This window comes from Neisseria sp. P0021.S005, from assembly GCF_051956955.1.
In genome coordinates this window covers 1-11,970 of sequence record NZ_JBQCWY010000058.1, presented here as the reverse complement: position 1 = coordinate 11,970, position 11,970 = coordinate 1, and the positions used below count along the sequence as shown (strand labels likewise).

At 51.1% G+C, this 11,970-nt stretch carries 13 protein-coding genes and 2 pseudogenes; 2 read left to right on the top strand and 13 right to left on the bottom strand.

All coding sequences use genetic code 11. From position 1 onward, the window contains the following. From ACTHUE_RS05550 to rpmE, 4 genes and pseudogenes are all read right to left on the bottom strand, one after another. Window positions 1-138 (bottom strand): annotated as a pseudogene (locus ACTHUE_RS05550) (ABC transporter ATP-binding protein); the annotation flags it as partial. Between the two features lie 195 nt (window positions 139-333). Continuing rightward, on the bottom strand, window positions 334-1,221 hold the full coding sequence (locus tag ACTHUE_RS05545; protein ID WP_224783382.1) for a hypothetical protein: 888 nt from the start codon (window positions 1,219-1,221) through the stop codon (window positions 334-336). A 148-nt stretch (window positions 1,222-1,369) separates the two neighbouring features. Further along, entirely contained in the window at window positions 1,370-3,028 is a 1,659-nt protein-coding gene (locus tag ACTHUE_RS05540) for an ArnT family glycosyltransferase (RefSeq protein WP_049335814.1), read from the bottom strand. Between the two features lie 235 nt (window positions 3,029-3,263). Further along, window positions 3,264-3,479, bottom strand: a complete 216-nt coding sequence (gene rpmE, locus ACTHUE_RS05535; RefSeq protein WP_003681847.1) for a 50S ribosomal protein L31 — start codon at window positions 3,477-3,479, stop codon at window positions 3,264-3,266. Between the two features lie 281 nt (window positions 3,480-3,760). Here rpmE and ACTHUE_RS05530 point away from each other — a divergent pair, with 281 nt between their 5' ends. Continuing rightward, entirely contained in the window at window positions 3,761-4,294 is a 534-nt protein-coding gene (locus ACTHUE_RS05530; RefSeq protein ID WP_049335816.1) for an acyltransferase, read from the top strand. A gap of 61 nt (window positions 4,295-4,355) precedes the next feature. Here the strand turns inward: ACTHUE_RS05530 and ACTHUE_RS05525 are convergent, their stop codons facing one another. From ACTHUE_RS05525 to ACTHUE_RS05485, 9 genes are all read right to left on the bottom strand, one after another. After that, window positions 4,356-4,811, bottom strand: a complete 456-nt coding sequence (locus tag ACTHUE_RS05525; RefSeq protein WP_049335818.1) for a four-helix bundle copper-binding protein — start codon at window positions 4,809-4,811, stop codon at window positions 4,356-4,358. A gap of 215 nt (window positions 4,812-5,026) precedes the next feature. Continuing rightward, the gene (locus ACTHUE_RS05520; protein ID WP_036492138.1) at window positions 5,027-5,881 is read right to left on the bottom strand and encodes an amino acid ABC transporter substrate-binding protein; all 855 of its coding nucleotides are present in this window, start codon (window positions 5,879-5,881) and stop codon (window positions 5,027-5,029) included. A gap of 74 nt (window positions 5,882-5,955) precedes the next feature. Further along, on the bottom strand, window positions 5,956-6,687 hold the full coding sequence (locus ACTHUE_RS05515; protein ID WP_049344970.1) for an amino acid ABC transporter ATP-binding protein: 732 nt from the start codon (window positions 6,685-6,687) through the stop codon (window positions 5,956-5,958). A 1-nt stretch (window position 6,688) separates the two neighbouring features. Continuing rightward, complete coding sequence (locus ACTHUE_RS05510; RefSeq protein WP_049344971.1) at window positions 6,689-7,357, bottom strand: amino acid ABC transporter permease; 669 nt, start codon at window positions 7,355-7,357, stop codon at window positions 6,689-6,691. Continuing rightward, entirely contained in the window at window positions 7,347-8,006 is a 660-nt protein-coding gene (locus tag ACTHUE_RS05505) for an amino acid ABC transporter permease (protein ID WP_003748035.1), read from the bottom strand. Before ACTHUE_RS05505 ends, ACTHUE_RS05510 begins: the two co-directional genes overlap by 11 nt. Window positions 8,007-8,170: 164 nt before the next feature. Beyond that, window positions 8,171-9,385 (bottom strand): MFS transporter, encoded by a 1,215-nt coding sequence (locus tag ACTHUE_RS05500; protein WP_049344972.1) that lies wholly within the window; start codon window positions 9,383-9,385, stop codon window positions 8,171-8,173. Window positions 9,386-9,686: 301 nt separating this feature from the next. Next, window positions 9,687-10,115 (bottom strand): hypothetical protein, encoded by a 429-nt coding sequence (locus ACTHUE_RS05495; RefSeq protein WP_049332858.1) that lies wholly within the window; start codon window positions 10,113-10,115, stop codon window positions 9,687-9,689. A gap of 8 nt (window positions 10,116-10,123) precedes the next feature. Then, window positions 10,124-10,639 carry an outer membrane protein assembly factor BamE gene (locus tag ACTHUE_RS05490; RefSeq protein ID WP_049332857.1) on the bottom strand — a complete coding sequence of 172 codons (516 nt, stop codon included), beginning with the start codon at window positions 10,637-10,639 and terminating at the stop codon, window positions 10,124-10,126. Window positions 10,640-11,098: 459 nt separating this feature from the next. Then, complete coding sequence (locus ACTHUE_RS05485; RefSeq protein WP_070695256.1) at window positions 11,099-11,737, bottom strand: MBL fold metallo-hydrolase; 639 nt, start codon at window positions 11,735-11,737, stop codon at window positions 11,099-11,101. Between the two features lie 119 nt (window positions 11,738-11,856). Between ACTHUE_RS05485 and ACTHUE_RS05480 the strand changes: the two are divergent. After that, window positions 11,857-11,970: pseudogene (locus ACTHUE_RS05480) on the top strand (DNA ligase); the annotation flags it as partial.

Below are 11,970 nucleotides of genomic sequence, written 5' to 3'. Positions count from 1 at the left end.
TACGGCGGCGAAATTGCCTTGTGGAATGCTGAAGTTGATGTTGTTCAGAATAGGACGGTCGCCATATGCGAAGGCAACGTCTTTCATTTCGATGAAGGGTGTGGAACTCATGCAGGAGAGGGGTGTCGAAAAATGTATTTTAATTACGGGTATTGTAAAGGGTATTGGATATTCGGGCAATTTTCAGACGGCCTGTGCTTAAGAATAACGGGTAAAAACGTGTGAAAGAATGCAGAAGCGTTGGTGGTACGGTCGTTTTGCAGCGTGTTGTGTCAAACATACAGACAGCTGTGTAGGTATATAAAGAGGCGGGCAAACATGCCCGCCTTGTTTTTAATATTTTTGCAAACCTTCTACCTTGATTTCTTTGGCATTGGCATTTATGAAGGCTTGGGTCGCCTTCATCGTGGCTTGGATGCGCGGATCGTTCCAGCGCACGATTTGGTTGTTTTCATCGCGCTTGTCCGACCAAATAATCACGCCGTCGGTGTATTTTTTGCTGATTTCGAGCATTTTGCGCCAGCGGGCGGGGTCGATGAATTGCTTGAAATAAGGGCTGTTGGTGGCCGAATAATATTGCGGCCAAATGTAGCCGATGATTTTTTTGTTGGGAAAGCGTTGGTGGATGTCGTCAACGGCGGTTTTCACGTCTTTTTCCCATTGCACCAAATCGGGGGAAGTGATGTAGAACACGGGATTGGCATAGTCGCTGATGGCGGCGGTGGGTGCACGGCGTTTACTGACTTGCCGCCATTTGGCCAAGATGGTTTCGTTGTCAACGTTGGGGCGGTAGTGGCGGATGCCGTGCAGGTGTTCGGAAGGCATGCCGTAGTTGCTGATGACGGCGCGCGGGTTTTCTTCTCTGAAGATTTGGTACATTCGCGCGAAGTCGGTTTTCAATTCGTCGGGGGTCAGCAGTTGGCCGTCTTTTTCGGCAAACCAGCTTTCGATGTCGGTGGAAATGGTGCGGTAGCCTTCGCGGCGCGATTGTTTGGCCAATTCACGGATGCGCGCTTCGTTGAGTACGCCGTGTTTGAGTTTGCCCGTCGGATCGGGTTTGACCAGCTCGCTTTCGTAAACCAAGAACACTTTGGAGAGTTTGTCGGCAGTAAGGTCGGGTTTGCCGACATAGTCCATGCGGTCGTAGATAATGAAATCTTTGGCATGGGCGGAGAGGGCAGTCAATAAGAGGACGAAGGGCAAAAGGCGGTTGGGTTTCATATTTTTAGGCAGATAAGGGAAAAGGGCCATTGTACGGGAAGCGGTGTTAAAGTAAGTCAAAGACCGTCTGAAAGGATAAAAGTTCTTTCAGACGGCCTTTTATTTGAATGTAGCAGGAATATTCAGCTTTATGGCTAGTGTCACGGATTTATTGCGCTGAAGTTTTCTCTAAGAATAGGAAAGTCTCGGCTTTGTTGCGCGGTCTTGCGCCTTGCCACAAGGTCTGCCAACCCGAAGGTGCGCCGATGTTGGCGGCTTGACGGATGAGGCGGTAGCGGCAGGAGGCGTTGTCGGTCGTGGTTTTAATATGGCTGTATTGTGTCCACGCGATGCGTGTGCGCTGGTCTTGGCCGTCGATGCTGATACATTCGAGGCCGTCTGAAAGTTTCTGTTTCAATTCGAAAGAAAGCGCGGCTTCCATTTGGTGTACCACCGGCGCATGGCTTTTGGCGGCGTTGAGCCACGGTAAAAACAGGGTCATCAGCAAAGCCCAAGCCAAGGTCACGCCGGCCGCCCAGTTGGTGACGGCTTGGCGGCCGCGGATGTTTTTACGCGTAATCGCCCAAAGCCACAATGGGGTAAACAGCAGGGCGACTGCCATCGGAATCGGGTCGATGTCGGGGATGTAATACGGGCTAAAATAGGCGGCGCGTTCGGCCAGTTTGGTAGGCCAGCCGTAGTTCATGGCGAAGAAGCCCAGCCACAGGAAGACGGCAATCAGACCAAATGCCATGATGCCGAACCAGTTGATAAATGCCACTGCACCGCGACGCAGGCCGTCCAGTTGTGCCGCGCCGAGCAGGGCAAGCGGCGGCAACAGCCAAACGAGGTTGTCTTGCAGGCGTTGAGGATTGATGGCGAGCAGGGCTGTCATGATAACCAGCCACGACAGGCTCAGAATGCCCCAATTTTTATCGTGGATACGCGTGCGGCTGAGCGTCCATGCTGCCAGCGGCCAGGCAGGCAGGGCAAACCACAGCAGGTTTTTCAGATAATAGGGCAGGTTGAAGGCCGTCTGAATCTGATGGAAGCCGCCGAATACGCCTAAGGAATAATGGTTGAACCAAATATCAAACCATTCGGGATTGGTTTTTGATAAAACCAGCGGATACAGAATCAGTAGGGGCAGGGAAACGACGATGGCGCCAATCAGGGTCAGCAGATAGCGTTTGCTTTGCCAAGTAGAATGGAACGATAGGGCAAGTGCCAAAAACATCATGGCCGCGGTCAGCAGATAGCCTGAGGAAAGGGAGAGTAAAACCCAACCGCCGCACAACAACAAAATGGCGATAATGACGCGGCGGTGTGCCAGTGAAAAGCCGCACAGAATCAATCCAAACGCGGCAAAAGCGGCCGACATGGGATTGAGGAAGTGGGCGATGGGCAGCAAACCGATGCTGCCGATAAGGATTAAGACAACGCTGCGGCCGTGATGTCTGCCGAGAAAGTTGAAACCAGCAAATCCGCAGGCCGTCAGTCCGATGGTGGTGAATACCACGCCGGCAAAACGCGCGGCATCATAGGCATCGGCCGCCCAAGGCGAAAACAGGGTTTGGAATGCGGTTGCCACCCACAAAAAAGCAGGGGAGATGGTGAAGTCGGGTTGGCCGAAGATTTGTGCAACCAACAGGCTGCCGCCGTTTTTCATGGATTCGGAGGCGGTAAAGAGGGAGGGTTCGGCAGGGTTCCACAAGTCATGCGAGAACACGCCCGGCCACAGCCAGGCAAAGGCCATCAGCAGCAGAAGCCATGGTTTTTCATGGGTTTTTTGGGGGCGGCGCGGATCGGGCGGTGTGTAAGTCAGCATGGAAGGTCAAAAAACGGTTAGTTTGAATAGTAATGGTACAGGGTTTGACAGGTTTGCGCGATATGCCGGACCGGAGAGCTTTGTAAAATAATGCTTATGGCTCGTTTTTATCGGGTGTTTGGAATGATATGGTATTCGGTTGACGACAAAAAGCTCAGGCCGTCTGAAAGAAATATTTCAGACGGCCTGAATGCAAAAAAGACTGCACGAAGCAGTCTTTTTGACAAAGCGGCAATTAGCGTTTGAACAGGTTGCCGAATTTGTTGTTGAATTTGTCCACACGACCGGTAGTGTCGACGATTTTTTGAGTACCGGTGTAGAAAGGGTGGCACAGGGAGCAAACCTCAACGTTGAAGCTGTCTTTTTCCATTGCGGATTTGGTCACGAATTTGTTGCCGCAAGAGCAGGTAACGTTGATTTCGTGGTAGTTCGGGTGAATACCTTGTTTCATTTGATTTCCTTTCGATTAAGCGGGCACAGGGGTTTTGCCTGTACTTCAGTTAAGCGTGGGATTTTCGCTATTTTTGGCTGTTTCGTCAAGCGGATATTTTGCGTAGCGGGCAGTTTCGCAACAGGCGAGAACAGTTTAGAATAGAGTTTCAAACCAAATATTGTGTAATCGGGCTGTAATTCAACTGAAAAGAGGATGTAAAACCTCTTTTAGATGTGAAACTTTAAGAAAAATAATAGTCTGATTAATATTTACGCTTTTACGAACAGGAGACGGAATCCATGCAAAAAAGGATATTGACGCGTATTTTGCGTGTCTGGGGAGGAATGTTGCCTCCGTCTTATTGCAAACCATTCGGCAGAATTGCGCAAAAATTCCGCGCCGCTTTGGCTGCGTGCATTTCCCCAAACATCGGAAGAAACGTCAATATTGAAAAAGGCGGATATGTTTTTCCGGATACGGTAATCGGCGACAATTCGGGTATCGGCGTCAATTGCGAAATCTGCCACGGCCTGACCCTCGGCAAGAACGTGATGATGGGACCGGAATGCCTGTTTTATTCAACCAACCACAAATTCAACCCTGAAACCCGCCGCTTTGAAGGCTATACGGACATTCGCCCGATTGTGATTGAAGACGATGTTTGGATTGGTAGACGTGCGATTATCATGGGCGGCGTTACCATCGGTAAGGGTGCGGTAATCGGCGCAGGTTCGGTGGTTACTAAAGATGTGCCGCCTTATTGCGTGGCAGCGGGCAATCCTGCGATTGTTCGGAAAAATCTGCTTGATGAGCAAGAGCTTGCAGCCGAATAGCGTAAACAAAATAGCAAAATAAAAGGCCGTCTGAAATTCAGCCGGCCTTTTTTAATATTGATTAAGCAGCAATTTTTTCGCATTCTTTAATGCAAGCCAAGCAAGATTCGTAGCAGGCTTTGCATTCAGCGTGGTGGCCGGCGTGTTCTTTGCAGGCGGCAGAACATTGTTTGCAGGCTTCGATGCACACTTTTGCCAAAGACGGAGTCAGGCGTGAATTTTGGGCGGCGAGGTTTTGCAAGGTGCCGCACAGTGCCAGCATTTGGTTAACGCCGGCTGCGCAGTCTTTCATGGAGGTATCGCCTTCGCTCAACAGGGCAATGCAGTGCGCCAAACAGATTTGACCGGCTTCAACGCAATGTGCGGCCGCTTTGCGCGCAGCTTCGTAGGCGCGCGGTGCAGAGTGCGCGTGACCAGCATGACCGGCGTGGTGTGCATGGTCGTGAGCACGGGCAAAAGAAGCGGCGGCGGTGAGAGAGACAGCAGCGGCGCTGCCGATAAATTGACGACGGTTCATCATAGTTTCCTTTTTGCTTTGTAGAAATATCGGACGAATTATTTCATCCGTTATTAAAAGGTTATCATGTTATTCGTTTTTAAACAATGGGCCGTCTGAAGGTATCGATAACACGTTCAGACGGCCTGTTGTTGGATATGATATTTGTTTAAATTAATCACAAATCGGATAGCTGAAATACGGCCAAGTGACTTTTTGCCGAGAAAATAGTCGGTTTATTCCGCCAACAATTCTTCCGGTTTGACTTTCTCGCCATACACGGGTAAGAGGGTTTTTTCATAGGCGGCTTTCAGACGGCCGTCTTTTTTCATGGCGGCGATTTCGCCGTTGACCCAGTTCAGGAGGTCGGTGTTGCCTTTTTGAACAGCCGGGGCGATGAATTCGGCAGGGCCGAGGTTGCCGATGGCGACTTCAAAATTCGGGTTTTCTTTTGCCCATGCCCACAGCAGGGCGTTGTCGTGGGCGAGTGCTACGCCGCGGCCGTCTTTCAGCGCGTCGAAGGTTTCGGTATTTTGGTCGAATTTCAGCAGTTTGACTTCAGGATGGCTTTTGGTGAAGAAGGCGTCGGCGGTGGTGCCTTTGTTGACCAGAAGGGTTTGGTCTTTCAATTGTGCAACGTCGGTAATCGGTTTGTCTTTGGGGGAAACTACGCCCAAGGCCACTTTCATGTAAGGATCGGCGAAATCGACGGCTTCGGCGCGTTCGGGTGTTTTGGTGAAGTTGGCGAGGATGAGGTCGACTTTGCCGGAACGGACGTATTCGACGCGGTTTGCGGCCTCGGTCAGGACGAATTCGACTTTGTCGGGGCTGCCGAGCAGGTCTTTGGCCAGGTCTTTGGCGATTTCAACGTCAAAGCCTTGGTTTTTGCCGTTGGCGTCAACATAGCCGAACGGAGGCTTGTCGCCGAATACGCCGATACGGATGACGCCTTTTTCTTTGATGGCGGCAACGGTTGCTGCGCCGCTGCTTTGTGAAGATTGGGCATCGCCGGAGCCGCCTCCGCAAGCAGTCAGGCCGACGGCGATGGCGGCGGAGGCGAGGAGGGCTTTGAATTTGGCGTTCAATTGCATGAGTGTTTCCTTTTCAAATGTTTGGTTGAAAGTGGAGGCCGTCTGAAAAAGGGTTGGACGGCCTGAAAATAAAATCAGTAGTCCATGCCTGCCAAGAATTGGCGGGCGCGTTCGCTTTTCGGGGCGGAGAAGAAGGTTTCGGGGTCGGTCGATTCGACGATGCCGCCTTTGTCCATGAAGACGATGCGGTCGGCAACTTTGCGGGCAAACCCCATTTCATGGGTTACGATGAGCATGCTCATGCCTTCGCGGGCGAGTTCTAAAACCACTTCCAAAACCTCGCGCACCATTTCGGGGTCGAGTGCGGCGGTGATTTCGTCCAGCAGGATGACTTCCGGATTCAGGCACAGGGCGCGGACAATGGCGATGCGTTGTTTCTGGCCGCCGGAGAGTTCGCGCGGATAGGCGTTTTTGCGGTCGATCAGGCCGACGCGTTCCAACAGTTTGTCGGCTTGTGCCTCTGCTTCGGCGCGGTTGCGGTTTTGTACTTTCACCGGGCCTAAGAGGATGTTTTCGATGACGGTCATGTGGGCAAACAGTTCATAGCTTTGAAAGACCATGCCGACTTTTTGCCGGGCGGTTTGCCAGGAAACGTCTTTGCCGAATTCGCCGACCCCGTCCATCACGATGCTGCCGCCTTGGTGCGGCTCCAAACCGTTGACGCAGCGCAGGAGGGTGGATTTGCCGCAGCCGGACGGGCCCAGCAGTACGATGACTTCGCCTTTTTCCAAGTCCAAGTCTAAGGATTGAATGGCGGTTACGTTGCCGTATTGTTTGTGCAGGTTGCGGATGCTCAGTAAAGCCATGTCAGTGTTCCCATTTTTGTTCAAGTTTTGCCGCCAGCAGCGACAGCGGCCAGCAACAGAAGAAATACAGCATAAAAATCAGGCCGTAAACCCAAAATGAAGCATTGGGTTGCGTCAGCAGCGAGTTTTCGATGATTTGCTGGCCGACTTTGACGACTTCGATGACGCCGATAAGGGAGGCGAGCGAGCTGGTTTTGATCATGCGCGTAAACAGATTGACGGCGCCGGGCAATACGCGGCGGATGCTTTGCGGCAGCTCGATGTAGCGGAATACCTGCCCGCGGCTCAAGCCGAGTGCCAGGCCTGATTCGACCTGGTGTTTTTCAATCGATTCCAATGCGCCGCGGACCAAATCGCCCATTTCGGCGATACCCCACATGGTAAATACCCAGACACAGACCCAAAATCCGTCGATGTGGATGCCTGTCCAGACGGATAGGCCGAAATACAGGCCGAACAGCCACACCAAAATCGGCACGATTCGGATGGTTTCGAGATAAAACCGTCCGATAAAGCGGATGAGCCGGTTGCGCGAACGCAAAACCAAGCCGAACAGCGTACCCAATACGCAGGAAGCGGCAACGGAGGCCAGGGAAATCTGCGCCGTTAACAACAGGCCTTCGCCCAAGCGTGCCGCGTTTTGTCCTTCAAACAGCCAGTCAAACACCATATTTTGCACTCCGTACGCGGTTTTCGGCCCAGCGCGCCAGAAGCGAAACGGGCAGAAGGATGATCAGGTAGCTGGCAAACAGCAGGAACAAGGCTTCGTTGGTTTTGTAGTCCATGCCGATGATGTCTTTGGTAACGAACAACAATTCTGCAATGCCGACCGCGCTGACGATAGATGTTTCTTTCATCAAAAACAATACGTTTGCGCCGATGGCGGGAACGGCGACCGCCCATGCCTGAGGCAATTCGACATAGCGGAACACTTGAAAGCGGCTCAAACCGATGGCCTTGCCCGCTTCGATCTGTCCTTTGGGGACGGCCAAAATACCGGCGCGGATGGCTTCCGCCATATAGCTTGCGCCCAAGAAAACCAGTGCGATCACGCCGCAGGTGAAACCGTCCCATTTAATGCCCATTTTCGGCAGGCCGTAATACAGGAAAAACAATTGGATCAGCAGGGGCGTATTGCGCGACAGCTCGATATAGGCGCGTGCCAATGCGTAGAAGGGGCGGATGCGGTATGCCGTAACCACGGCAACGGGCAGGCCGAACAGCAACGACAAAACGACGCCATATACCGACAATTCCAGCGTCAGCTTTGCCGCATCGACAAATTTAGGGATGGCATCGATCAGATAAGACCAGTTCATCAGAGTCAGACAATCAGCATGATAAAGGCAGTATTTTAACGGGTTTGTAAGAGAGTGTTAAATAATGGATAGGAATATCGATTGTGGATAAAACATAAAAAATGGAATAAGGCAAAGGCCGTCTGAAACGTTTCAGACGGCCTTAGAATGTCAAGGTTTCCGCGTCAGGCGGCAGCCGCTTTCCGTTCATGAATCAGTAAATTCAACAGGGCGGCCGTGCCTGCCAAGACTGCGTCGGCGTACCACATCCAGCCGTAATCGTTGAAGCGCGTGATGACGATGCCGCCGATGTACGAACCCAAAAAGCCGCCGATTTGGTGGCTCAACATGGTCAACCCGAAGAGGGTGGCCAAGTAGCGCGTACCGAAAAGTTTGCCGGTAATGGCGGCGGTGGGGGCGACGGTTGCCAGCCAAGTGAAACCGAGTCCGGCGGCGAAAAGATAGAAGTTCAAATCGGTTTTAGGGGCGGCCAGATAAATCAATATCATGGCGACACGCGAAGCATATAAACCGAAGAGGACGTATTTGCCCAAAAATCTGCCGGTACACCAGCCTGAAAAAATACAGCCAGCGATGTTTGCCAAACCAATAATGGCAATGGAGGTCGAAGCGACCGTAGCAGGGAGGCCGCAAAGTGAAATTTCGGTTGGCAGGTGGGTAACCAAAAAGGCGATGTGGAAACCGCAGGTAAAGAAACCCAAATGCAGCAAGATATAGCTGCGGTTGGCGAAAGCCTTGCAGACGGCCTGCTTCAGGGTTTGGCCGTCGTCGGTATGGACGGTATGAGCAGCATGTTTGCCGCCGGCCAGCCACCAAGAAATCGGCAAAATCAAGATGGCAATGACTGCCCAAACGTAAAATGTCCCCGTCCAGCCGACGTGGGGGAGGGCAATCAAACCTTGAACCAGCGGCGCGAACAAAAATTGCCCTGCGGACCCGCCTGCATTGACCAGGCCGGAAGCCAAGCCGCGCCGATGAGGCGGCGTTTTGGCGGCGACCTGTCCCATAATGATGGAAAATCCGCCCGAACCCGTACCGAATGCCAACAATAAACCGATACCCAGCATCAGCCCCCAATAAGTCGGCATTTGCGGCACCATCAGACAGGCGGCAATCAATAGAACCGTCCCGCCGGCTAAAACCTTAAACGCGCCGAAACGGTCGGCCAACGCGCCGGACAAGGGTTGCGATATGCCCCACATCAATTGGAAAACGGCAATAATCAGGCTGAACTGGGTCATGCTCAATTCGGTCGAGTTGACGACGGGCAGGACAAAAAGCCCTAAAGTCATCCTCATGCCGATGGTAATCAGCAGGATGGAGGCGGCAGCGGCGATCAGCAGCCACAAATTGGGTAATTTGGCAGAAGAATCGGTCATGATGTTTGTGTATGTAAGGGGCAGGGAATAAAAGCTATTCCTGCCACTATATTATTTATTTGATTTCTCGGCGAGCCGATATATAAACGCGCGATTCTAGCATTGGGCGGGAAACGGCATAAATAACCGTTGGTTCTTTGGATATGGTAAAAAGTGATATGGTTTGAGGATGAATTGAGGATGAAGCGGTCAAATATTCTTCGTTTGGTACTGACGGAGCAAGCAAATTGCCGTTGAATTTTCGTTTGAGAAGAAAGGCCGTCTGAAAAGTTTCAGACGGCCTTTGTTTGACTGACTTACATCAGATGATTTCCAGAATGAAATACTGACGCAGTTTTTCGTACACATTATTTTGTACGTTGATACAACCATTGGTTATGATGCGGTCGGCCACATGAGGAGAAGCGATGCGTTCCATGCGTCTTTCCTGCGGCTTGAGCGTCCATACCCTGTGTAACGCAAACAGAAAGTCATTTTCTTCTTTGAAGCCGATAACCTCGCCACCGTAACCCGGTTTGCTGGTCATCATCGGCGTCATATTGAATTTGCCTTTCGGCGTGGTCTTGCCAATCAGTACCGGATGGCACTGACCGTCATCGGCAAAGCAAAGCTCCGCCTTAGCTGTATTGACCACAACTTTTTTACGCTGGATATAGTCACTGACAGCATCGGCAGCAGCCAAAGAATTCAGACCTGCTGCCAAGGCTATACCCAATAGGATCCGTTTCAAATTTGTCCTTATTGACGGATGCGTTTAGGAGCTTCTTTAATGATCTCGCGGATGATCACTTGAGGCTCTTGTTTAGGTGTAGGTGCTGGAGGAGGACATACAGCATCTTTAGGGAATACTGGATTCCAGAAGAAGCTGCGTGCAAATTTGTCTTTGTCGAAGATCACTTTGTATTGACAAGTAGTGATGCCTTCAACGCCGGAAGTGTTTTCAGGGTCAACTCCTACGCCTGGGGTGTAGAAGTGGAACAGGTAGTCCCATTCACGCACGCCAACCATGCCTTCGTCGTAGTGAGGACGGCCGAGGATTTTGTAGATGTCGTCTTTGGTCAGACCAGGACGCATTTGATCCAACTCGTCAAAAGTCGGGAATGTACCACGGTCTTTGTTGAAGGTCAGAGAGTAAGGTTTAGGGAAGCGTGGCTCGTCGGTAGTGCCTTCAGGAGTGATTTTGCTCTTAGTAGCACAGGCGGCCAGCAGGCCGGTAGCCAGCAGGACGAAGCCCACTTTTGCGATTTTTTTCATTTGATAATCCTTTTATTGATTTTACCAGCCGAACTTTTCAGACGGCCTGTTAGTGCCGGCAGCGAGTTTGCCGGTTTACCCAAATAATGTTGTGCTTCTTAAAGATGTACCCGACGGTTTGACAAACAGAACATCGGCACATTCCGGCAGGGCATTGCGCCTCATCTCCGTTGTATCCGCCTGAATCGGCAGAACCGTTCAGACGGCCTGACTGACATTTATTGTCACTTTGTAACAATTTCACTGCGAGTAAGGCTTGGGGTTTAGAGATGTCCAGTTTTCGATAAATCAGGTTGTATTGCGTAATACCTTGTTATCTTTGTGCTTTAGTTCATTTTGGCATTTGCCGGAGATTAGGTACTTAATCTTTCGGATGTTATCCCTGCAAATTGTATGCCAGTTTTCCTTTATACGCATAATCTGTGTATGCCAGAATGTTGGCTTTATACAACATTCATATTAACGAACCAGAAACGGATTGTACCTTTTCTCATGCTCGATACTGGTCATGCGACCGTGCCCGGCTATAACTTGCGTGGTTTCGGGCAGGGTTAATAGTTTAGCGCGGATATTGTTTATGAGGTCATCATGATTGCCGCGCGGAAAATCTGTGCGACCAACGGTCTCATAAAATAAAACATCGCCTGCGACTAAAAGACTGTTTTCGGCGTTGTAAAAAACGACTTGGCCGGGAGTGTGGCCGGGAATGTGGAGGACTTGGAAGCTATGGTTGCCGACTTTGAGCGTTTCCCCTTCTTCCAGCCAGCGTGTCGGCGTGAATGACGGAGAAACAGGGAAGCCGTATTGCGCCGTTGTTTGCGGAAGGGCTTGGAGCAGGAATTCGTCGTCTTTGTGCGGACCGAGAACGGGTACGTCGCAGGTTTTCAAAAGTTCAACCACGCCGCCTGCGTGGTCAAGATGGCCGTGGGTCAGCCAAATGGCGGTCAGCTTGAGGCCTTTGCTTTGGACTTGTTGCAATAAATAAGGGACGTCGCCGCCGACATCGGCCAACACGGCTTCTTTGGTTTCATCGTCCCAAATCAGCGTGCAGTTTTGACGGAAGGGGGTAACGGCGTTGATTTCAAATTGGAGTGCCATGGGTGTTCCTAGGAAATGCTTATTTAATGTTGTTTACGTTTCAGACGGTCTTTTGTTATTATGCATATATAATAACAAAAGCAAGTATGGAAAAGTGTCTTATGAATATGAATAATGTAATGCGAACCATGATACCGATTTTTGCGGCTTCTTTCATCTCTGCGGCGTTTGGTGCAGATTTGTTGTTGGCGCAGGAATATAAAAATCAAGATATTGCCGGTTGGGCCATGAGT